The 21,073-nt window shown below is 72.9% G+C and carries 20 protein-coding genes; 9 read left to right on the forward strand and 11 right to left on the reverse strand.

Features of this window, described 5'->3' with window-relative positions; genetic code table 11:
* The first annotated feature begins 4 nt into the window (after positions 1-4).
* The 4 genes from ACXVGS_RS06880 (at position 5) to ACXVGS_RS06895 (ending at position 2,907) form a co-directional block, all read left to right on the forward strand.
* Entirely contained in the window at positions 5-1,216 is a 1,212-nt protein-coding gene (locus ACXVGS_RS06880) for a phosphoglycerate kinase (RefSeq protein ID WP_458532670.1), read from the forward strand.
* A gap of 84 nt (positions 1,217-1,300) precedes the next feature.
* The gene (gene tpiA, locus ACXVGS_RS06885) at positions 1,301-2,107 is read left to right on the forward strand and encodes a triose-phosphate isomerase (protein WP_458532363.1); all 807 of its coding nucleotides are present in this window, start codon (positions 1,301-1,303) and stop codon (positions 2,105-2,107) included.
* Between the two features lie 132 nt (positions 2,108-2,239).
* A complete protein-coding gene (gene secG, locus ACXVGS_RS06890; RefSeq protein ID WP_458530330.1) occupies positions 2,240-2,488 on the forward strand; it encodes a preprotein translocase subunit SecG in 249 nt (82 codons plus the stop codon).
* A 68-nt stretch (positions 2,489-2,556) separates the two neighbouring features.
* Positions 2,557-2,907, forward strand: a complete 351-nt coding sequence (locus ACXVGS_RS06895; protein WP_141788513.1) for an RNA polymerase-binding protein RbpA — start codon at positions 2,557-2,559, stop codon at positions 2,905-2,907.
* 178 nt (positions 2,908-3,085) lie between these two features.
* On the opposite strand, the gene pgl is transcribed toward ACXVGS_RS06895, so the two are convergent.
* Genes pgl through tkt form a run of 6 tightly spaced genes read right to left on the reverse strand, consistent with a single transcriptional unit; the run spans position 3,086 to position 11,492 of the window.
* Entirely contained in the window at positions 3,086-3,865 is a 780-nt protein-coding gene (pgl, locus tag ACXVGS_RS06900; protein WP_458530329.1) for a 6-phosphogluconolactonase, read from the reverse strand.
* On the reverse strand, positions 3,862-4,989 hold the full coding sequence (gene opcA / locus ACXVGS_RS06905) for a glucose-6-phosphate dehydrogenase assembly protein OpcA (protein ID WP_458530328.1): 1,128 nt from the start codon (positions 4,987-4,989) through the stop codon (positions 3,862-3,864). Before opcA ends, pgl begins: the two co-directional genes overlap by 4 nt.
* Positions 4,986-6,527 (reverse strand): glucose-6-phosphate dehydrogenase, encoded by a 1,542-nt coding sequence (gene zwf / locus ACXVGS_RS06910; RefSeq protein WP_458530327.1) that lies wholly within the window; start codon positions 6,525-6,527, stop codon positions 4,986-4,988. The genes opcA and zwf overlap by 4 nt, the downstream gene beginning before the upstream one ends.
* Positions 6,524-8,197, reverse strand: coding sequence for a glucose-6-phosphate isomerase (locus ACXVGS_RS06915; protein WP_458530326.1), 1,674 nt, complete (start codon positions 8,195-8,197; stop codon positions 6,524-6,526). The genes zwf and ACXVGS_RS06915 overlap by 4 nt, the downstream gene beginning before the upstream one ends.
* A complete protein-coding gene (tal, locus tag ACXVGS_RS06920; RefSeq protein WP_458536771.1) occupies positions 8,194-9,327 on the reverse strand; it encodes a transaldolase in 1,134 nt (377 codons plus the stop codon). The genes ACXVGS_RS06915 and tal overlap by 4 nt, the downstream gene beginning before the upstream one ends.
* The gene (tkt, locus tag ACXVGS_RS06925) at positions 9,324-11,492 is read right to left on the reverse strand and encodes a transketolase (protein ID WP_458530324.1); all 2,169 of its coding nucleotides are present in this window, start codon (positions 11,490-11,492) and stop codon (positions 9,324-9,326) included. The genes tal and tkt overlap by 4 nt, the downstream gene beginning before the upstream one ends.
* 262 nt (positions 11,493-11,754) lie before the next feature.
* On the opposite strand from tkt, the gene ACXVGS_RS06930 reads away from it, so the two are divergent.
* Both ACXVGS_RS06930 and ACXVGS_RS06935 read left to right on the forward strand, forming a co-directional pair.
* Positions 11,755-12,696: a heme o synthase gene (locus ACXVGS_RS06930; RefSeq protein WP_458530323.1), complete on the forward strand. Its 942-nt coding sequence runs from the start codon at positions 11,755-11,757 to the stop codon at positions 12,694-12,696.
* On the forward strand, positions 12,696-13,079 hold the full coding sequence (locus ACXVGS_RS06935) for a nuclear transport factor 2 family protein (RefSeq protein WP_458532361.1): 384 nt from the start codon (positions 12,696-12,698) through the stop codon (positions 13,077-13,079). The genes ACXVGS_RS06930 and ACXVGS_RS06935 overlap by 1 nt, the downstream gene beginning before the upstream one ends.
* A 90-nt stretch (positions 13,080-13,169) precedes the next feature.
* On the opposite strand, the gene ACXVGS_RS06940 is transcribed toward ACXVGS_RS06935, so the two are convergent.
* Together ACXVGS_RS06940 and ACXVGS_RS06945 are read right to left on the reverse strand one after the other, a co-directional pair.
* Entirely contained in the window at positions 13,170-13,976 is an 807-nt protein-coding gene (locus ACXVGS_RS06940; RefSeq protein WP_458530321.1) for a DUF4328 domain-containing protein, read from the reverse strand.
* 241 nt (positions 13,977-14,217) lie between these two features.
* Positions 14,218-15,138 (reverse strand): COX15/CtaA family protein, encoded by a 921-nt coding sequence (locus ACXVGS_RS06945; RefSeq protein WP_458536772.1) that lies wholly within the window; start codon positions 15,136-15,138, stop codon positions 14,218-14,220.
* Between the two features lie 31 nt (positions 15,139-15,169).
* On the opposite strand from ACXVGS_RS06945, the gene ACXVGS_RS06950 reads away from it, so the two are divergent.
* Complete coding sequence (locus ACXVGS_RS06950) at positions 15,170-15,655, forward strand: GNAT family N-acetyltransferase (RefSeq protein ID WP_458530319.1); 486 nt, start codon at positions 15,170-15,172, stop codon at positions 15,653-15,655.
* Positions 15,656-15,682: 27 nt separating this feature from the next.
* Here ACXVGS_RS06950 and ACXVGS_RS06955 read toward each other — a convergent pair whose 3' ends face one another.
* Entirely contained in the window at positions 15,683-16,870 is a 1,188-nt protein-coding gene (locus ACXVGS_RS06955) for a thiolase family protein (protein ID WP_458530318.1), read from the reverse strand.
* Positions 16,871-17,061: 191 nt separating this feature from the next.
* Here ACXVGS_RS06955 and ACXVGS_RS06960 point away from each other — a divergent pair, with 191 nt between their 5' ends.
* Both ACXVGS_RS06960 and ACXVGS_RS06965 read left to right on the forward strand, forming a co-directional pair.
* Positions 17,062-17,979, forward strand: a complete 918-nt coding sequence (locus tag ACXVGS_RS06960; RefSeq protein WP_458530317.1) for a DUF1996 domain-containing protein — start codon at positions 17,062-17,064, stop codon at positions 17,977-17,979.
* A 411-nt stretch (positions 17,980-18,390) separates the two neighbouring features.
* On the forward strand, positions 18,391-19,314 hold the full coding sequence (locus ACXVGS_RS06965; RefSeq protein ID WP_458530316.1) for a DUF1996 domain-containing protein: 924 nt from the start codon (positions 18,391-18,393) through the stop codon (positions 19,312-19,314).
* 247 nt (positions 19,315-19,561) lie between these two features.
* Here ACXVGS_RS06965 and ACXVGS_RS06970 read toward each other — a convergent pair whose 3' ends face one another.
* A complete protein-coding gene (locus tag ACXVGS_RS06970) occupies positions 19,562-20,308 on the reverse strand; it encodes an ABC transporter permease (protein WP_458530315.1) in 747 nt (248 codons plus the stop codon).
* Positions 20,305-21,015 carry an ABC transporter ATP-binding protein gene (locus ACXVGS_RS06975; protein ID WP_458530314.1) on the reverse strand — a complete coding sequence of 237 codons (711 nt, stop codon included), beginning with the start codon at positions 21,013-21,015 and terminating at the stop codon, positions 20,305-20,307. Before ACXVGS_RS06975 ends, ACXVGS_RS06970 begins: the two co-directional genes overlap by 4 nt.
* Between the last annotated feature and the right edge of the window lie 58 nt (positions 21,016-21,073).

Here is a 21,073-nt window from a genome sequence, read left to right on the forward strand (position 1 = left end):
CCTGATGCGGACCCTCGACGACCTGCTGGCGAACGGCGTGCGCGGCAAGCGCGTCCTCGTCCGCAGCGACCTCAACGTCCCGCTCGACGCCGACGGCACGATCACCGACGACGGCCGGGTGCGCGCCTCGGTGCCGACCATCGAGGCCCTCACCGGGGCGGGCGCACGCGTCGTCGTGTGCGCCCACCTCGGGCGGCCCAAGGGCGCCCCGGAGGCGAAGTACTCCCTGGCGCCCGCGGCGGCCCGCCTCGGGGAGCTCCTCGGCGCCGACGTGACGCTCGCCCGGGACACGGTCGGTGTGTCCGCCCGCGCCCTGGTCGACGGCCTCGCCGACGGCCAGGTCGCGATGCTGGAGAACCTGCGCTTCAACGCGGGGGAGACCAGCAAGGACGACGCCGAACGTCAGGCGTTTGCGCGTGAGCTCGCGGCCCTGGCGGACGTGTTCGTCAGCGACGGCTTCGGCGTGGTCCACCGCAAGCAGGCCAGCGTGTATGACGTGGCGCAGCTGCTGCCGCACTACGCCGGCGGGCTGGTGCGGGCCGAGGTCGACGTGCTGCAGCGCCTGACCCAGGACCCGCAGCGCCCCTACGCCGTGGTGCTCGGCGGCGCCAAGGTCAGCGACAAGCTCGGCGTCATCGCCAACCTGCTGCAGACGGCCGACCGGCTGCTGATCGGCGGCGGCATGGTCTTCACCTTCCTCAAGGCCCAGGGACACGAGGTGGGCAAGAGCCTGCTCGAGGCCGACCAGGTCGAGGTGGTCAAGGGCTACCTCCAGCAGGCGCAGGAGCGCGGTGTCGAGATCGTGCTGCCCACCGACATCGTCGCCGCCGACGCCTTCTCCGCCGACGCGGCGCACGACGTCGTGGCCGCCGACGCCATCCCGGCCGACCGCATGGGCCTGGACATCGGGCCGGAGTCGGCCAAGGCGTTCGCCGCCAGGCTCGCCGACGCGCGCACGGTGTTCTGGAACGGCCCCATGGGCGCGTTCGAGATGGCCCCCTACGCCGCGGGGACCCAGGCCGTCGCCGAGGCGCTGGTCGAGGCGACCCGGGGTGGGGCGCTGACCGTCGTCGGGGGCGGTGACTCCGCCGCGGCGGTGCGCCAGCTCGGCTTCGCCGACGACCAGTTCGGCCACATCTCCACCGGCGGTGGCGCCAGCCTGGAGTACCTCGAGGGCAAGGCCCTGCCTGGCCTGACCGTGCTCGAGCAGGACTGACACCCGCCGCAACCGAACCACCACGGTGGGCCGGGCCGGGGCACCCGGCCCGGCCCCCCCGCATACGCATCCCCGAGGAGCCCCATGGCAGCCAAGCCGGCCGGTCGCACGCCCCTGATGGCGGGCAACTGGAAGATGAACCTGGACCACCTGCAGGCCACGCACCTGGTGCAGAAGCTGGACTGGACCCTGCGCGACGCCAAGCACGACTACGAGGCGGTGGAGGTCGCCGTGCTGGCGCCGTTCACCGACCTGCGCAGCGTGCAGACCCTCATCGAGGGCGACCGGCTGCGGCTGGCCCACGGCGCGCAGGACCTGTCCGTGCACGACGCCGGCGCCTACACCGGTGAGGTGTCCGGGGCGTTCCTGGCCAAGCTCGGCTGCACCTACGTCGTCGTGGGGCACAGCGAGCGGCGGGAGTACCACGGTGAGGACGACGCCACCGTCAACGCCAAGGTCAAGGCGGCCTACCGCCACGGGCTGACCCCGATCCTGTGTGTCGGGGAGGGCCTGGACGTGCGCCGGGCCGACGGCCACGTCGCCCACGTGCTGGCCCAGCTCGACGCCGCGCTCGAGGGCGTCACGGCCGAGCAGGTGCGCTCCGTCGTGGTGGCGTACGAGCCCGTGTGGGCCATCGGCACCGGCGAGGTCGCCACGCCGGCCGACGCCCAGGAGGTGTGCGCCGCGATCCGCACCCGTCTGGCCGAGCTGTACTCCGGTGACACCGCCGACGGCATCCGCATCCTCTACGGCGGGTCGGTCAAGGCGGCCAACGTCGCGGCGATCATGGCCGAGGCGGACGTGGACGGCGCGCTGGTCGGCGGCGCCTCGATCGTGGTGGAGGAGTTCGCCTCCATCTGCCGCTACCGCGAGCACGTCACCGCCGGCTGAGCCGGTGCGCCCGGCCCGTGGCCTCGACGGCGGCGGGTCGGTTGGTGGCCCCGGGGCCAGCAGGTAGGCTGAGCCCTTGGCGCGCGCGTGAGGCGTGTGCCCTCTGGTGAACTCGATGAGATAGGTGTGACCGTGACTGCGGTGAAGATCGGGCTGCAGGTCCTGCTCGTCCTGACGGGCCTGTTCCTGACCCTGCTGATCCTGATGCACAAGGGCAAGGGCGGCGGCCTCTCCGACATGTTCGGTGGCGGCATGTCCAGCACCATGGGCGGGTCGTCGGTGGCCGAGCGCAACCTCGACCGCTTCACCGTCGCCGTCGGCATCGTCTGGTTCACCTGCGTGGTCGGCCTCGGCCTGATCGAGCGGTTCTCGCCGAGCTGACCCACCCCGCCCGGGCGCCGACGGCGCACCGGGCACGCACTACGAGCACGACGTCGAGGAGCACAACAGTGGCAGGTGGCAACGCGATTCGGGGCAGCCGGGTCGGAGCGGGTCCCATGGGAGAGGCCGAGCGGGGTGACGCCGCACCGCGCGTCTTCATCTCGTACTGGTGCTCCAACGGGCACGAGACCCGTCCCAGCTTCGCCGAGGAGCCGGGCCTGTCGGTCCCGGAGACCTGGGACTGCCCGCGCTGCGGCTTCCCCGCCGGCCAGGACAAGGACAACCCGCCGGCCCCGCCGCGGGTGGAGCCGTACAAGACGCACCTGGCCTACGTGAAGGAGCGGCGCAGCGACGCAGACGGCCAGGCGATCCTCGACGAGGCGCTGCAGAGCCTGCGCGACCGCGGCCTGATCCAGTAGGCCTGATCCAGTAGGCCTGTTGGTCCAGGAGGGCGCCCGCGGCCCGATGCACGGGGCAGCCCGCTGACCATGACGACGCCCCCGGACCCAGCAGGGTCCGGGGGCGTCGTCGATGCAGGTATGCGCCGTGTCGCGCACGTCCCGCGGGCGTGGACCGGTCAGCGACCTGTCGTGCCGCTCAGGGGCTGGCCGGGCGGATGAGCTGCCGGGGCACGTGCGTGGCGGCCTCACGGTCCAGCAGCCACGTCGTGGACCGCGTGCCGTGGACGCCTGCCGCAGGGGCCTGCATCTCACCCGCACCGGACAGCGCCAGCCCGACCGCGCCGGCCTTGTCGGCACCGGAGACGAGGAACCACACGTCCCGGGCGGCGCACAGGGCCGGGAACGTCAGCGAGATCCGCGTGGGGGGCGGCTTGGGCGCCCCGCGGACGCCGATCACCGAGCGCTCCCGCTCGTGCAGGGCCGCGTGCTCGGGGAAGAGCGAGGCCACGTGGGCGTCCGGCCCCACGCCGAGCATCACCACGTCGAAGGCGGGCACGTCGCGACCCGAGCCGGCCGCGGCAGCGAGCTGACCGGCATACCGGGTCGCCGCGGCGTCGGGGTCGGCACCGTCCGCGCCGTCCGGGCCAGGCATGGCGTGAACCCGGGCCGGGTCGAGCGGGACCGTGTCGAGCAGCGCCTCGCGGGCCTGGGTCTCGTTGCGGTCGGGGTCACCCGCGGGCAGGAAGCGCTCGTCGCCCCACCAGAGGTTGAGCCGGCGCCAGTCCACGGCGTCCCGGGCGGGGCTGGCGCCGAGGGAGGCGAGGATCGCCGAGCCCATCGACCCACCAGTGAGGACGATGTCGGCCTCGCCGCGGGAGGCCTGGGCGTCGACGATCGCCGTGACCAGCCGGGCGGCTGCGGCATCGGCCAGCAGCTGCTTGTCGCGGTGGACGACGACGCTGGGACCGCGGCTCACGCCTCGCTCCCGGTCTTGTCCGCCAGCTTGCGCGACGCAGCCTCCTGGACCGCTTCGGTCGAGGCCGTCTCGGGCACCTCCGCCTCGACCATCTGGGCGCTGGCGTGCTTGCGCGCCTCCCGGGCCAGCCGGTTGGCCTCCCGAGCCGCCTGCTCCACCGACGGGGCGTCGCCGTTGGCGATCGCCTTGCTGGCCGTGGTCGAGCGGCCCTGCGAGACCTTGGCCAGCCCCTTGGTCAGGGCCTGGGCGTAGATCTCATCGGGGTCGAGGCGGCGCAGCTCGTCGGCCAGGCACTCGGCCAGCCCGCGTCGGGCCAGGCCGATCCGGCGCACCGGCTGCCCGGCCTGGGTCAGCGTGGCGACGTTGCCGTCGGGGCGGACGAGGTCGACGTCGCCGCTGCGGCGCTCGAGCCGGACGCTGATCATGCCCGAGCCGGCCCGGGTGCGGGCCCGCTTGACCGGGCACTTGAGCATCTGCGCGAGCCAGCCCGCCAGCAGGTCGGTCGACGGGGAGTCCGAGCCGCCGGTGACGGTGGCGCCGACGACAGGCTCGAACGGCGGCTGGTCGAGGGCCGCGGCGAGCAGGCCACGCCACAGGGTCACGCGGGTCCACGCCAGGTCGGTGTCACCGGGCTTGTAGGTCTGCGCCCGGTAGTCCATCTCCTTGTGCGGGTTGCGCGCCTCCGCGGCGTCGGTGATGCGGCGCTGGGCCATCCGCCCGATCGGGTCGGTCGACACCGGGTGCGGGGCCGCCTTGGGCCACCACGCCACGACGGGGGAGTCCGGCAGCAGCAGGGGGGTCACCACGCTGTCGCCATGGTCGACCAGCGGGCCGAACAGGCGCAGCACGACGACCTCGGAGGCGCCGGCGTCGCCGCCGACCCGGATCTGGGCGTCGAGCCGGCTGGTGCCGCGCTTGTTGCCGCTGACGAGCGCGATGATCCGGCACGGGTGCTGGCGCGAGGCGTCGTTGGCGGCCTCGATGGCCTCGTCGGCATCGGCCTCGTCGACCACAATGATCAGCGTCAGGACCCGGCCGAGGGCCATCGCGCCGACGTCGTTGCGCAGCCGGACGAGCTTCTTGCTGACGGCCTGCGTGCTGGTGCTGGGCAGGTCGACGATCACGGCATCCTCCAGTGGCGTCCGTCGCGGTGCATCATCTCGTCGGCGCTCCTGGGGCCCCACCCACCCGAGGAGTAGGGCTCGGGACGACCATGCCGGGCCCAGAACGCCTCGATCGGGTCGAGGATGTTCCAGGACAGCTCGACCTCCTCGTGGCGCGGGAACAGCGGCGGGTCGCCGAGAAGCACGTCGAGGATGAGCCGCTCGTAGGCCTCGGGGCTGGACTCGGTGAAGGCGTTGCCGTAGCCGAAGTCCATCGTCACGTCGCGGACCTCCATGGCGGTGCCGGGCACCTTGGAGCCGAACCGCATCGTGACGCCCTCGTCGGGCTGCACCCGGATGACGATGGCGTTCTGGCCGAGCTCCTCGGTCGCCGTGTCGTTGAAGGGCAGGTGCGGGGCCCGCTTGAACACCACGGCGATCTCGGTGACCCGCTTGCCCAGGCGCTTGCCGGTGCGCAGGTAGAACGGCACCCCGGCCCAGCGGCGGGTGTCGATCTCGAGCTTCACCGCGGCATACGTCTCGGTCGTGGAGGCCTTGTTGATGCCGTCCTCGTCGAGGTAGCCGACGACCTGCTCGCCACCCTGCCACCCGGCGGCGTACTGCCCGCGGGCGGTGGTGGTCTCCAGGTCGTGCGGCAGCCGGACCGCCGAGAGGACCTTCTCCTTCTCGGAGCGCAGGTCGCTGGCGGAGAAGGAGACCGGCTCCTCCATCGCGGTCAGCGCCAGCAGCTGCAGCAGGTGGTTCTGGATGACGTCGCGGGCGGCGCCGATGCCGTCGTAGTAGCCCGCGCGGCCGGCGATGCCGATGTCCTCGGCCATCGTGATCTGCACGTGGTCGACGTAGTTGGCGTTCCAGATCGGCTCGAACATCTGGTTGGCGAAGCGCAGCGCCAGGAGGTTCTGGACCGTCTCCTTGCCCAGGTAGTGGTCGATCCGGAAGACCGAGTCCGGCGGGAACACACGCTCGACGATGTCGTTGAGCTCGCGGGCGCTCTTGAGGTCGTGCCCGAAGGGCTTCTCGATGACCACGCGGCGCCAGGTGCCGGGGTCGGGCTTGGACAGGCCGCTGCGGTCGAGCTGCTCGCACACCGTCGAGAACGCGCCCGGCGGGATGGACAGGTAGAACGCGTGGTTGCCACCGGTGCCGCGCTCGGCGTCGAGCTCCTTGACCGTCGAGGCGAGCAGGTCGAAGGAGGTCGGGTCATCGAACGTGCCGGGCACGAAGCGGAACCCCTCGGCCAGGTTGCGCCACACCTCCTCGCGGAACGGCGTGCGCGAGTGCTGGCGCACCGCGTCGTAGACGATCTTGCCGAAGTCCTGGTCGGCCCAGTCACGCCGGGCGAAGCCGACGAGGCTGAAGCCGGGCGGCAGCAGGCCGCGGTTGGCCAGGTCATAGACCGCCGGCATCAGCTTCTTGCGGGCGAGGTCGCCGGTGACGCCGAACAGGACCAGACCGCACGGGCCGGCGATCCGGGGCAGGCGCTTGTCACGGGGGTCGCGCAGCGGGTTGTGTCCCTGCGCGACGCGAGCTGGGCTCATCCTTGGCCTTCCGGGGAGGAGGACGGTATGCCGAGTGCCTGGGTCAGCTGGGCCAGGCCGGCGTCGTGGTCGGTCAGGTGCAGGCGCAGGACCGGGCGGCCGTGGTCGGCCAGCACCTGTGCGTCGCCGCCCGCCTGGGCGGCGATGAGGGTGCCGAACGTGAAGTCACGTCCGGGCACCGGGAGGTCCTCGTGCGGGGCGGACGTGACCTGGAGGTAGACGCCGGTCGCGGGGCCGCCCTTGTGGTACTGCCCGGTGGAGTGCAGGAAGCGCGGGCCCCAGCCGAACGTGGTCGGCCGCTCGGTGCGCCGGGCGACGGCCCGGCGCGCCCCGGCGAGGGGGGCGTCAGCCAGCCGGTCGAGGTAGGCCATGACGGCGACGTAGCCGTGCTGGCGGTCCAGCTGGTCGAACAGCGCGTCGAGCGCGGTGCCGACCGTGGTGGCCGAGCCGAGCCAGTCGCCGCCGAGGGAGCGCACCTCGATGGCGCCGTCGGTGAACGCAGGCTCGTCGGCGGCCTTGTCGCTGCCCTCGAGCATGGCGCGGGCGGCCTTCTTGGCGCTCTCGACGTCGGGCTGGTCGAACGGGTTGATCCCCAGGACCGCGCCCGCAGCCGCCGTGGCGACCTCCCACAGCAGCAGCTGGGCGCCGAGGGCGCCGCTGACGCGGACCTCCGAGCGCGGGGCGCCGGTGGCGTCGTCGGGGGAGGGGGCCTGCTCGTCGGCGACGTCGGCCACCAGCCGGGCGACCGTGACGTCGGCGGCCGGCCAGGCCACCTCCGGGTCGTCGTCGCCGTCGACGACCACCGGCAGGAGGCCGGTGCCGTCCTTGCCGGTGCTCTCGGCGATCAGCTGCTCGGCCCAGTCGGCGAACCCGGTGATGCCCGAGCCGTCGTCGACGATCGCGAGCTTGTCGCGCAGCGGGTCGGTGCCGGCGATCGCGGCGCCGAGGACCAGGCCGGGGTTGGCCGCGTCGTCGTCGGCGAGCAGGTCGGCGACCGACTCGGCGTCGTCGAGCAGCTCCTCGATGTCGGCGCCGGCCAGGCCGCTGGGCACCAGGCCGAACGCGGTCAGCGCCGAGTAGCGGCCGCCGACGTTGGGGTCGGCGTTGACGACGCGGTAGCCGCGCTCCCGCGCGTCCTTGTCGAGCGGGCTGCCGGGGTCGGTCACCACGACGATGCGCTGGGCGGGGTCGATGCCGGCGGCCTCGAACGCGCCCTCGAAGGCGCGACGCTGGGAGTCGGTCTCGACCGTGGAGCCGGACTTGCTCGAGACCACGACGACGGCGCGGTCGAGCCGGTCGGCCAGGGCGGCCCGGACGTAGTCGGGGTCGGAGGAGTCGAGCACGGTCAGCTCGACGCCGGCGGTGGCGCAGATGACCTCCGGTGCGAGCGAGGAGCCGCCCATGCCGCACAGCACGACGTGGTCGACGCCCTGCTCGCGCAGGTGGTCCCGCAGCGCGGCGACCTCGCCGACCAGCGGCCGCGAGCTGCGGCCCAGGCCCGTCCACGAGAGGCGGACCGAGGCCTCGGCCTCCGCCGCAGGACCCCACAGCGTGGGGTCCTGGGCGAAGAGGCGGCTGGCGAACCGGTCACCGACCAGTGCCGCGACGTGGCGCGAGACCGCCTCGCCCGCCGGCCCGGAGGCCAGCACCCCCAGGGCGGAGGAGGTCACTTGGCGGCCCCCGCGGAGGTGGCGGTGGCCTTGGCCAGCTCGTCCTGGACGTCGGTGAGCAGCTCGTCCCAGGACTTCTCGAACTTCTCGACGCCCTCGCGCTCGAGGACGGCGACGACGTCGGCGTAGGAGATGCCCAGGCGCTCGAGCGCGTCGAGCACGGCCTTGGCGTTCTCGTAGTTGCCGGTGACCTGGTCGCCGGCGATCTCGCCGTGGTCGGCGACGGCCTCGAGGGTCTTGCCCGGCATGGTGTTGACCGTGTTCGGGGCGACCAGCTCGGTGACGTACATCGTGTCGGGGTAGGCCGGGTCCTTCACGCCGGTGGAGGCCCACAGCGGGCGCTTCTTGTGGGCGCCCTCGGCCTCGAGCACCTGCCAGCGCGGGGTCGAGAAGACCTCGTCGTAGGCGTGGTAGGCCAGGCGCGCGTTGGCGATGCCGGCCTTGCCCTTGAGCGCCTGGGCCTCGGTGGAGCCGTCGAGGGCGTCGAGGCGCTTGTCGATCTCGGTGTCGACGCGGGAGACGAAGAACGAGGCGACCGAGTGGATCGTCGACAGGTCCCTGCCGCCCTCGCGGGCCTGCTCCAGGCCGGTGAGGAAGGCGTTCATCACGCCGCGGTAGCGGTCGAGGGAGAAGATCAGCGTGACGTTGACGCTGATGCCCTCGGCGATGACCTGGGAGATCGCCGGCAGGCCCTCCACCGTCGCCGGGATCTTGATGAGCAGGTTGGGGCGGTCGACCGCGGCCCACAGCTCCTTGGCCTGCTCGACCGTCCTGGCCGTCTCGTGGGCCAGGCGCGGGTCGACCTCGATGGAGACCCGGCCGTCCTGGCCGCCGGTGGCGTCGTAGACCGGTCGCATGATGTCGCAGGCGTGGCGGACGTCCTCGGTGGTGAGGGCGAACACCGCCTCGTCGACGTTGCGGCCGTCGTCCGCGAGGGACTTGACCTGCTCGTTGTAGGCGTCGCCCTGGGACAGCGCCGCGGCGAAGATCGTGGGGTTGGTCGTCACGCCCACCACGTGCTTGGTGTCGATGAGCTCCTGCAGCCCACCGCTGGTGATCAGCGGTCGGTTGAGGTCGTCGAGCCAGATCGAGACACCCTGGTCGGACAGGGCCTTGAGTGCGTCAGTCATCGGTTGCCTCCTGCAGCCTGGATGGAGTCGCGGGCAGCGGCGACGACGGCCTCGGCCGTGATGCCGAACTCGCGGTAGAGCGTCTGGTAGTCAGCCGACGCACCGAAGTGGTCGAGGCTGACGATGCGTCCGGCGTCGCCGACGTAGTCACGCCAGCCGAGGGCGACACCGGCCTCGACGCTGACCCGGGCGCGGACCGCGGGCGGGAGCACCTCGTCACGGTAGGCCTGGGGCTGCGCCTCGAACCACTCGCGGGAGGGCATCGACACCACGCGGGTGGAGACTCCCTCGGCCTCGAGGGTCTCGCGGGCCTCGACGGCCAGCGGCACCTCCGAGCCGGTCGCGATGAGGATCACCTCCGGAGCGTCCTTCGAGCCGTCCGCGAGCACGTACGCACCCTTGGCAACACCCTCGGCCGAGCCGAATGTTCCCCGGTCGAGGACCGGCAGGGGCTGACGGGTCAGGGCCAGGCCGGCGGGCCGGTCGCTGTGCTCGAGGATCGTGCGCCAGGCGACCGCCGTCTCGTTGGCGTCGGCGGGGCGCACGACGTCCAGGCCGGGGATCGCCCGCAGCGCGGCGAGGTGCTCGACCGGCTGATGGGTCGGGCCGTCCTCGCCGAGGCCGATCGAGTCGTGCGTCCACACGAACGTCACGGGGATCTGCTGGAGCGCGGCGAGGCGCACCGCGGGACGCATGTAGTCGGAGAACACCAGGAAGGTGCCACCGTAGGGGCGGGTCAGCCCCTCCAGCGCGATGCCGTTGAGGATCGCGCCCATGCCGAACTCGCGGATGCCGAAGTGCAGGGTGCGGCCGTAGGGACCGCCCTTCCATTCGTGCGTCTGCTTGCCGGTGGGGATGAAGCTGTCCACCCCGGCCATCGTCGTGTTGTTGGACTCGGCCAGGTCGGCCGAGCCGCCCCACAGCTCGGGCATGACGTCGGCGAGGGCGCCGAGGACCTTGCCGCTGGCGGCGCGGGTGGCGATGCCCTTGGCGTCGGCCTCGAAGACCGGCAGCGCGTCCGCCAGGCCCTCGGGCAGCTCGCGCTCGACGAGCCGGTCGAGCAGCGCGGCGCGCTCGGGCTGGGCAGCCCGCCACGCGGCATACCGCTCGTCCCACTCGGCGTGGGCCTGCTTGCCGCGCTGCTGCACCTCGCGGGCGCGGGCCAGCACGTCCTCCTCGACGGCGAAGGTGACCTCGGGGTCGAAGCCCAGCAGCCGCTTGGTGGCCTGGATCTCCTCGTCGCCGAGGGCCGAGCCGTGGCTCTTGCCGGTGTTCTGCTTGGTCGGCGCAGGCCAGGCGATGATCGTCTTGAGCACCACGATGGTCGGCTTGTCGGCGATGGCCTTGCCGCGCTCGATGGCGGCGAGCAGCGCGTCGACGTCCTCGACGTAGGTCGCGCCGTCACCGCCCTTGCGCCAGTCGACCTGCTCGACGTGCCAGCCGTATGCCGCGTAGCGCGCCGCCACGTCCTCGGAGAACGAGATGTTGGTGTCGTCCTCGATGGAGATGTGGTTCTGGTCGTAGATGAGGGTCAGGTTGCCGAGCTCCTGGTGGCCGGCGAGGGCGCTCGCCTCGTGGGAGACGCCCTCCATGATGTCGCCGTCGGAGGCCATCACGTAGATGTGGTGGTCGAACGGGCTCTCCCCGGGTGCGGCGTCGGGGTCGAGCAGGCCGCGCTGGCGACGCTGCGCGAAGGCCATGCCGACCGCGGAGGCCAGGCCGGAGCCGAGCGGCCCGGTGGTGATCTCGACGCCGTCGGTGTGGTGGACCTCGGGGTGGCCGGGGGTCAGCGAGCCCCAGGTGCGCAGCGACTTCAGGTCGTCCAGCTCCAGGCCGTAGCCGGACAGGTAGAGCTGGATGTACTGCGTGAGGCTGGAGTGCCCGCAGGACAGCACGAACCGGTCGCGACCCAGCCACTGCGGGTCGGTCGGGTCGTGCCGCATGAGGTTCTGGTAGATCAGGTAGGCCGCCGGGGCCAGGCTCATCGCGGTGCCGGGGTGGCCGTTGCCGACCTTCTGCACGGCGTCCGCGGCGAGCAGCCGGATGGTGTCCACCGCCCGGACGTCGAGGTCGGTCCACCCGGTCTGCGTCACGACCGGCGCGGGCAGCGAGGTGTCACGCGTGCGGGGTGCGGTTCCGGTGGTCGCAGGGTTGTGCTCGGTCACGGATTTCACGACTCCTTTACACGGCGTCGCGCAGCGGGTCAGGGGGCCGATCGGGCCACCGTTCCCGGCAACGGCGCCAGCTTGGGCACGACGGTGCCGAGCCTATCCCCGCTGGTGACGGGCGTCGCACGGAGTCCGCCGTCCGGACCACGAACCGTGCGGGCTAGACTGACCGGGCCCGAAGGACGCCCCCGCCGAGACCGACCGGCACCAGCCGGCCGACCGCGAGGCGCCACCGACGCCGAAGCCCCCGAAGGACACCGTGACCGCTCTCGAGCCGCGCGCCGACGCTGCCGCGGCCCCGTCGCCGGGGCTGGCTGTCACGATCCGCAACTACGTCGCGCTGACCAAGCCGCGCATCATCGAGCTGCTGCTGGTCACCACGGTCCCGACGATGTTCCTCGCCCAGCGTGGCCTGCCCTCGCTGTGGCTCGTCATCGCCACCCTCGTCGGCGGCGCGCTGTCGGCCGGCTCGGCGAACACGCTCAACTGCTACATCGACCGCGACATCGACAAGCTCATGCACCGCACCGAGGGCCGCCCCCTGGCCACCGGGGCGATCACCCCGGCCGCGGCGCTGCGCTTCGGCATCGCGCTGTCCGTGGTCTCGACGCTGTGGCTCGGCCTGCTGGTCAACTGGCTCTCGGCCGCCCTGTCCTTCGGCGCGATGGCGTTCTACGTCGGCGTCTACACGATGGTGCTCAAGCGCCGCACCGCCCAGAACATCGTCTGGGGTGGCGCCGCCGGCTGCATGCCGGTGCTCATCGGCTGGTCCGCCGTGACCGACACGGTCGCCTGGCCCGCGGTGATCCTGTTCCTCGTCATCTTCTTCTGGACGCCGCCGCACTACTGGCCGTTGTCGATGCGGTTCAAGGACGACTACGCCGCCGCCGGCGTGCCGATGCTGCCGGTCGTGGCCCAGGACGTCGCGGTCGCCCGGCAGGTCGTGGCCTACAGCTGGGCGATGGTCGCGGCCTCGCTGGCCCTGGTCCCCGTCGCCGACATGGGCTGGGTCTACCTCGTCGGGGCGGTGGTCTCCGGTGCCCTGTTCATCGGCGAGGCGCACCGCCTGCTCGCCCGCGCGAAGGAGGGCGCTGCAGCGTCGGTGCTCAAGCCGATGCGGCTGTTCCACTTCTCGATCAGCTACCTGACGATCCTCTTCCTCGCCGTGGCGGTCGACCCGCTGCTGCACCTGGCCCTCTGATGGACGTCGCCGGCTTCGCCTCCTGGGTCGCCGGCTACGAGCGTGCCTGGCGCGCCCCCGGCACCGACCTGCTGGCCACCCTGTTCGCCGACGACGCGGCATACCTCATGAGCCCGTATGCCGACCCGGTCGTCGGGCTCGAGGCGATCAGCGAGCTGTGGGAGGCCGAGCGCGACGGGCCGGAGGAGGTCTTCACGATGACCTCCCAGGTCGTCGCGTTCTCCGGTGACACCGGGGTGGCGCGGGTGCACGTGGTCTACGGCGCGCCCTACCGCGAGTGGCGGGACATCTGGATCGTGCGCTTCGACGGGCATGGCCGGGCCGTGCACTTCGAGGAGTGGCCGATCGGCCCGCCCGGCTCGCACCGCCCCTCCGGCCTCTGACCGGTCTCCACACTCGCCGGGGTCGAAGCTGGGCACACTTCCTGTTCGCGACGTGTGGGTTCTCGTCGACCTCGGAGCCGGTGAGGGGTGTCAGGCCTGCCGGGGAAGCAGGAGGTTGTCGCTGATCCGGCGCACGACTCGCGCGAGGAGCAGGGCGGCACCGAGCAGGAGCACGTCCCCGGCGCAGGAGACCCCCATCGCGGCAGCGAGCCTGCCGAAGTCCTCGCTGCGGGCGAGCTGGGTGGACACCCGGTCGAGGAACAGACCGCCGAGCCACAGCGCCCACCACGCGGAGACGGACCGGGGCGTCGGCGAGGTCATCGCCACCGGCTCTCCCGGGGCAACCGGCTCGGAGGCGTGCCAGAGGTCGGCCGTCATGCGAGGCGGCTTGACCAGGGATATGAACGGCACGAGCCAGCCCCACACCGCCCACTTCGGTTGCTCGCGCAGGCGCAGGCCGTCGACGCGGTCACAGGTGTACGCCTGGTGGAACCACACGAGGAACGTGACGGCCGTGCCGAGGAGAGCCAGCATCGTGACGGCGCCGGCGATCACGGTCGCGGCGTCGAAGAGCCTGCCCGTGGCAAGGTCGGCGCTGGTCGGGTCGTGGGCCCAGCCCCCGATCAGCACCACGCCACAGGCGTGGACGAGCGCCGACCCGGCGAACACCGCTGCGGACAGGCCGAGCAGGATCCGCACCGCGCGGGCGAGGCTCGCGAACCCCGGTGCGAGCGGCAAGCGGCTCACCCGGGGCGGGGTCATCGGCATCGGGGCGGCCGGGTCGTGCGTGTGCGGTGTCCATGCGATGCCGTCCCAGTAGCGCAGCCGCGCCTCCGGCGCTCCCGGGTCGGGGTACCACCCGGACGGCGTGACGGTTGGAGTGCTGTCGGTGCTCATGGTTCCCCCTGCGTGACGTGTGCGAGGAGAGTATGGCGTGGGGCCGCGCCGGTCGACGCGCAGTTTGCCGCGACACGGTGATCGACCTCATGAGCCGCGGTCAGGGGGCAGGCGTCACACCCGTGGTGGGACCGATGGTGGTGGCACAGGTGGAGTGATCGCGACACGTTCGCTGCCACCGTCTCCACCTCCAAGCAGTGTGCGTGGGGGGGTGATTGCCCGGCTGGGATCCCTGGGCCAGCTAGCGGGTGCGCAGGGAGAGCAGGCCCCGGGTCAGGGTGACCACGAGCAGGCTCGCGCCGAGCATGTGCAGGGCGACCACCGCCTCGGGCAGGCCGGTGAAGTACTGGGCGTAGCCGACCACACCCTGGGCGAGGGTCACGACCAGCACCCAGGTCCACGCCCGCCGCGTCCGCCCGGGGGCGTCCACGAGGCGCACCGCCACGACCGTCGCCACGACCAGGCCGGTGAACAGCATCACCGCGTCGGCGTGCAGCCACGAGACCGAGCGCGGGTCGAAGCCGAAACGGGTCGGGTGCTCGGCGTCGCCCGAGTGCGGCCCGGACCCGGTGACTACCGTGCCGAGGGCGAGCACGACCGCCCCGAGGGCCACGGTGACACGGGCCAGCAGGCCGACCTCGCGGCGCGCCACCGGAGTCGGCGCCGCATCGCCCTCGCCGGCGCGGACCAGCAGCAGCGTGCTGATGGCGACGATGACCATCGACAGCAGGAAGTGCGCGGCCACGGTCGCCGGGTTGAGGCCGGTCAGGACGGTGATGCCGCCGAGCACCGCCTGGGCGACGACGCCGAGCAGGGGCAGCGTGGACAGGCGCAGTAGCGCCCGACGGCCCGGCGCCAGCTTCCAGACCGCGAGGATGACGGCGACCGCGGCGATGCCCACGACCGAGGTGAGCGTGCGGTTGCCGAACTCGATGACCTTGTGGATGCCTTGGGCCTGGTGGGCCACCGGGGTGAACGAGCCGGGCACGCACTCGGGCCAGGTGGGGCAGCCCAGGCCGGAGCCGGTGAGGCGGACGAGGCCGCCGGTGACGACGATGCCCACCTCGAGCATCACGTTGGCGAGCAGGATGCGGCGCAGCCAGGGGTTCGGCGAGGCGTCGACGGGCGCCGGCGCGGGGGCGGTCGCAGAGGGGATCGTCACGTCAGAAGGGTAGATGGGTAGGGTCCGGGCCATGTCGGTGACCCTGCGCCTGGTGCGGCCCGAGGACAGCGGGCTGCGCGCCCAGCTCATGGCCCACACCCTGCCGCCCGAGCAGGACTTCGCGCTCCCGGCACGCGACACGCTGCCGCTGGCCGACGCCGACCCCGGCCGCATGTCGGTCGCCATCCTCGACGGCGACCTGCCCGTGGGCATGTTCCAGCTCGACCGGGGCGGCTTCCTGCCGGAGATCACCGACCGGGTCGAGGGGACGCTGCTGCTGCGCGCGTTCTACGTCGCCCCGCCGTTCCAGGGGCGCGGCCTGGCCACCGGCGCCGTGGCGGCGGTGGCGGACTTCGTCCGCGCGACCTTCCCCGACGTGGACCGGGTGCTGCTCACCGTCAACCACGCCAACCCGGCGGCGGCCCGCTGCTACCTGCGTGGCGGCTTCACCGACACCGGCCGGGACTACCTGGTCGGGCGCCGCGGTCCGCAGGACGTGTTCGCCCTCCAGCTCTGAGCGGCGGCGGCACCCGCCAGTGCCCGGTCAGGCGCGGAGCACGACCGCCAGGCCCTGGCCGACGCCGATGCAGATCGCCGCGAGGCCCCAGCCACCGCCCCGGCGGTGCAGCGCGTGGGCGAGCGACCCGATGACCCGCGCCCCGCTGCAGCCGAGCGGGTGGCCGATCGCGATCGCGCCGCCGTTGACGTTGACGATGGTCGGGTCGAGCTCGGGCCAGGAACGCAGGCAGGCCAGCGACTGCGCCGCGAACGCCTCGTTGAGCTCCACCGCGGCCAGGTCGCCCCAGTCGATCCCGGCCCGCTCCAGCGCCCGCTGCGCCGCCTCGACCGGGCCGATGCCGAACACGTGCGGGTCGACCCCGGAGGCGGCGCGGGAGACGACCCGGGCCAGCGGCTCGGGGGAGCCGAGGCGCTCCAGGCCGGCGTCGTCGGCGAGGAACAGCGCGGCCGCCCCGTCGTTGAGCGGCGAGGCATTGCCGGCGGTCACCGTGCCGTCGGGGCGGAACACCGGCTTGAGCCGGGCCAGGCCCTCCATCGAGGCGTCGGCGCGGATGCCCTCGTCGCGGGTGAGGTCGGTGCCCTCCACCGGGACCACCTCGGCGTCGTACAGGCCCTCGTCCCACGCGCGCGCGGCGTTGCGGTGCGAGGCGACGGCGAACGCGTCCTGCTCCTCACGGCTGATCCCGAACTGGTCGGCGAGGATCTCGGCGCCCTCGCCGAGCGCCACGGTCCACTGCGCCGGCATGGCCGGGTTGACCATGCGCCAGCCCAGGGTCGTGGAGTGCAGCTGCTCGTGCCCGCGGGGGTAGCCGCGCTCGGGCTTCTGCAGCACCCAGGGCGCCCGGCTCATCGACTCGACCCCGCCGGCGAGGACGAGGTCGGCGTCACCGGCGGCGATCGCCCGCGAGGCCTGGATGACCGCCTCCATGCCCGACCCGCACAGCCGGTTGACGGTGGCGCCCGGCACGGAGGTCGGCAGCCCGGCCAGCAGCGCCGCCATGCGGGCCACGTCACGGTTGTCCTCACCGGCGCCGTTGGCGTCGCCGAGGAGCACGTCGTCGACCCCTGCGGGGTCGAACCCCCTCCCGGTATGCCGGGCCACCAGCTCGCGCACGACGGTCGCCGCCAGGTCGTCGGGGCGCACCCCGGCGAGGGCACCGGCATACCGTCCGATGGGGGTGCGGACCGCGTCGGCCACCCACACGTCGTTCATCAGCGACTCCTGTCCAGGTGAGGAACGCCACGAACCTTCTCACAGCGGCGCCTCCTGCCCATGGCGCAGGTCGGACGGCCCCTGCCTGCGCCCGTGGGGTGAGGGAGCCTCGTCGTGCGGGGGGATTCGGGGTGAGGCGCCGTGCGGCACCGTGTGGACAGCACCTGTCCCGGCCGCAGAAGGGGCCCCTGATGCCCACAGCAGCAACCACCGCCCCGCGGCGCCGCCACCGGGCGCTCGCTGCCGGCTGGCTGGCCACCCTCCTGGCGTGCGCGTCCGCACTCGTGATGGTGCCCACCGGGCCGGCGTCGGCGATGGCCAAGATCCAGTGCAAGCAGACGACAGGCACGGGATACATCGACCCGATCGTGCACCACGACCAGGCCATCTCGTCGGCCACGACGCACCTGCACCAGTTCTTCGGCAACAACGCCTGGTTGGCGCTCGGCAGCTACGCCAACCGCGCGAACTACGCCAACCTCGCCGGCCGGGGCACGAACTGCCTCAACACCGCCGACACGGCGGGGTACTGGTCCCCGGCCCTGCGCTACACGGCGACCGGCTCGGTCATCCCGGCGGTGGGGTTCTGGGCCTACTACCGGGCCTTCGACGGCAGCAACAACGGACCGGGGATGGCGTTCCCCGCCGACACGCGCCTCGTGGCGACGGTCCACAACTGGACCTGCGGGCAGTTCGAGCGGCAGGCCCCGGTGCCCAACATCCCCGACTGCCACCGGGCTGACGGCCGGCCGGGGCACACCCTGACGGCCCACATCGACTTCCCGTCCTGCTGGAACGGGGTGCGGCCGTACCACCCGAGTACCCAGGTGGGGGACACCCGGGACAACCGCAACTACGCCTACCCGGTCAAGGGCGTCTGCCCGGCGGGCTTCCCGTACAAGATGGTCCAGCTGCGCGAGACGATCGCGTACGCCTACCACGGCTACGGCACCGACGTGCAGCTCTCCAGCGACCCGATGATGGGGATGACCGACGGCATGTCGATGCACGCCGACTTCTGGAACACGTGGGTGCAGACGGGGCTGGTCTCGATGGTGGCCAACTGCGTCAACGGGACCGGCACGCGCACCAAGGCGCAGTGCGGCTGAGTCCCCCGTCACCGCCTGGTCGCCGTGCGGACCGCATCGTGGGACGGCGACGTCCCACGATGCGGGATGGTTGATGCGCGGGCCCGACGCCCGTGCAAGCGGTTCGACGCTGCCGGTGGGTTCGCGCCCGCGGATGGTCAGGCCTGCCCGACCCCGTCCGTTCCGGGTCGCCGGCGTGGCGCCTGTCACCGGGTGTGGCCCCTGGGGAGGTGGGGACGGTCCGGGTCTGCCGTGCCCGTGCCCGGGTCGGTGGTGTCCCGGAAGGTGCGGGAGGTCCACCGGGACCTAGGTCCCGAAACGCCGCAATGCCGGACAACCAACGCGTCTCTGGACCAAAGGTCACGGTTTAGGCACTCTCGGGGACTGCGGCTCACCGGCCGCCTCTCCTGTCCCCTGTGAGGAGTCCCATCCATGAGACACACGCCCCGTCATGCCGCGGTGGCCCTGCCCAGCCGTCGGCTGCAGGTGATCGCGATGGTCATGGCGGCCACGCTGGCGCTGATCGCCACCTCGCTGGTCTCGCAGTCGCGGTCCCAGTCGGCCCAGGCCATGGCCAAGATCAAGTGCAAGCAGACCACCGGCACCGGGCGGTTCGACCCGATCGTGCACCACGACGAGCAGGGGCAGGTCGGCCACAACCACCAGTTCTTCGGCAACAACGCCTGGCTGTCCCTGTCGAACCCCAACGCCGCGAACCTGTCGGATCTGCAGGGCAAGGGCACGAACTGCGAGAACCCCAAGGACACGGCCGGTTACTGGGTCCCGGTCCTGCAGTACACCGCCACGAAGAAGGCGCTCACCCCGCAGGCCTTCACCGCGTACTACCGCAGCTGGGACTTCAAGGAAACCGGTGAGGGCCAGCCGTTCCCGGCCGACACCCGCCTCGTCGCCGAGAAGCACGACTGGTCCTGCGGGCAGTACATGTCCGTCCCGCCGTCGCAGGCCATCCCGGACTGCACCGGCGCCACCGGCAAGCCCGGCTCGACGCTGACGGCTCACATCGACTTCCCGTCCTGCTGGAACGGCGTCAAGCCCAACCACCCGGCGAGCCAGGTGGGCGACACCACCGACAACAAGAACTACGCCTACCGCGTGGGGAAGAGCTGTCCGTCCGGATTCCCGATCAAGATGGTCGCGCTGCGCGAGACCATCTCCTACCCCTACACGGGCAAGGGCGCGGACCTGGAGCTGTCCTCCGACGCCGAGCACGGCACCAGCGACGGCCAGTCGCTGCACGCCGACTTCTTCAACGCGTGGGACACCGCAGGCTTCGCCTCCATGGTGAAGAACTGCATCAGCGGCACCGGCACCTTCACGACAACCGAGTGCGGCTGACCTGAGACGCGCCGGGCGCCCCGCGGCCACGGGGGCCCGGCGACCAACCAGGGGCCTGGACGGTCCGGACGTGTTCGACAGGGGGCGCGTCCGGGCCGGACCCGGGCCCACCGGTTCCGGGTGACCCCGGCAGCCGCAGGCGGAGAGACCTGCGGAGGCGGGGGTCCTCGCCGTCCCGGGGTCCTCGCCGTCCCGGGGGCGCTGGCGGGCCCGGGTCGCTCCGGGCCAGGTCGCCCGGCGGGCGGTCTCAGTCGCCCCAGCGGAAGGTGCGGGCGGCGACCACGGTCGCCGCTGCGCCCCAGAGGACCAGCACCAGCACCGGTATGCCGGCCAGCCGGCCGTGCAGGAAGGCGTCCCGCAGCCCGTCGGCCAGGGCGCTTGAGGGCAGGACCGCTGCCAGGTGGGACAGGCCGGCCGGCTGCTCGCTGCGCGGGATGATCACCCCGCCGAGCGCCAGCAGGACCACCCAGACGAGGTTGGCGATGGCCAGGACGCCCTCGGCGCGGACCGTGCCCGCCAGCAGCAGGGCCAGGGCCACGAACGCCCAGGTGCCCAGCAGGGCGACGACGAGGGCCGGCAGCAGGCCGACCCAGCTCGGGTGCCAGCCCAGCGCCAGGCCCAGGCCGCCGATCACGACGAACTGCAGCAGCTCGACGGCGAGCACCGCGACCGACTTGGCCGCCAGCAGGCCGCCGCGGCCGAGCGGGGTCACCCCGAGCAGGCGCAGCACCCCGTAGCGACGGTCGAAACCGGTCTGGATCGCCTGCCCCGTGAACGCCGTGGAGATGACCGCCAGGGCCAGCACCCCCGGCACCGCGACGTCGATCCGCCGGCCGGGGCCGAGCGAGGGGGAGTGGGCCAGGGCGAGGCCGACGAGGGCCAGGGCGGGCAGGACGAGCGCGACGAGGAGCTGCTCGCCGTTACGCAGCAGGGTGCCCGACTCGAACCGGGCCTGGGCGAGGACGCGGGTCCGCGGGGTCGCCGGCGCGCTCATCGGGACCCCTCCCGGGTCAGCTCGAAGTAGACGTGCTCGAGGGTGCGCTCCCCGGTGACCTGGGCGAGCGAGCCCTCGGCCACGGCGCGGCCGTGGTCGACGATGACCACGTGGTCGGCGAGGCGCTCGGCCTCCTCGAAGGAGTGGGTGGTGACCACCACGGCGCAGCCGGTGTCGCGGGTCTCGCGCACGAGGTCCCACACGTCGAGGCGGGCGTGCGGGTCCAGCCCGGCGGTCGGCTCGTCGAGGAAGACCACCTCGGGACGGCCGACCAGGGCGGCGGCGAGGGAGACCCGCTGCTTCTGCCCGCCGGAGAGCCGGCGCACCGTGGTGCCGCTGAAGCCGTCGATGCCCAGCCGCTGGACGAGGCCGTCGACGTCGGCCGGGTCGGCGTAGAGGGAGGCCAGGTGCCGCAGCAGCCGCACCGGCTTCGTGCCGCCCGGCAGGCCGCCGTCCTGGAGCATCACCCCGACGCGGGAGCGGTGGTGGGCGGGGGAGGACCACGGGTCGGTGCCCAGGACGCGGACCTCGCCGCCGTCGGGACGCTGCAGGCCCTCGGCGCACTCGATGGTCGTGGTCTTGCCGGCCCCGTTGGGGCCGAGCACGGCGGTGACCTGCCCGCTCGCGGCGCGCCACGACATGCCGTCGACGGCGCGGCGGGGTCCGAACTGCCGGACCAGGTCGCGGACGGTCACGGCTTCGGTCACGTGGGCGAGTGTAGGTCGCGCGCCCGGGTGACCCGGCTCACCCCCTGTCCGGCCCCCG

Source organism: Oryzihumus sp., from assembly GCF_054325275.1.

Bases quoted from the DNA above. Each gene is read 5' to 3' on its own strand.
- ACXVGS_RS06880 (WP_458532670.1), top strand. From the start codon at position 5: ATGCGGACCCTCGACGACCTGCTGGCGAACGGCGTGCGCGGCAAGCGC.
- ACXVGS_RS06950 (WP_458530319.1), top strand. From the start codon at position 15,170: ATGTCGGTGACCCTGCGCCTGGTGCGGCCCGAGGACAGCGGGCTGCGC.
- zwf (WP_458530327.1), bottom strand. From the start codon at position 6,527: ATGAGCCCAGCTCGCGTCGCGCAGGGACACAACCCGCTGCGCGACCCC.
- ACXVGS_RS06960 (WP_458530317.1), top strand. From the start codon at position 17,062: ATGCCCACAGCAGCAACCACCGCCCCGCGGCGCCGCCACCGGGCGCTC.
- ACXVGS_RS06965 (WP_458530316.1), top strand. From the start codon at position 18,391: ATGAGACACACGCCCCGTCATGCCGCGGTGGCCCTGCCCAGCCGTCGG.
- ACXVGS_RS06935 (WP_458532361.1), top strand. From the start codon at position 12,696: ATGGACGTCGCCGGCTTCGCCTCCTGGGTCGCCGGCTACGAGCGTGCC.
- tpiA (WP_458532363.1), top strand. From the start codon at position 1,301: ATGGCAGCCAAGCCGGCCGGTCGCACGCCCCTGATGGCGGGCAACTGG.
- tal (WP_458536771.1), bottom strand. From the start codon at position 9,327: ATGACTGACGCACTCAAGGCCCTGTCCGACCAGGGTGTCTCGATCTGG.
- ACXVGS_RS06940 (WP_458530321.1), bottom strand. From the start codon at position 13,976: ATGAGCACCGACAGCACTCCAACCGTCACGCCGTCCGGGTGGTACCCC.
- ACXVGS_RS06955 (WP_458530318.1), bottom strand. From the start codon at position 16,870: ATGAACGACGTGTGGGTGGCCGACGCGGTCCGCACCCCCATCGGACGG.
- ACXVGS_RS06970 (WP_458530315.1), bottom strand. From the start codon at position 20,308: ATGAGCGCGCCGGCGACCCCGCGGACCCGCGTCCTCGCCCAGGCCCGG.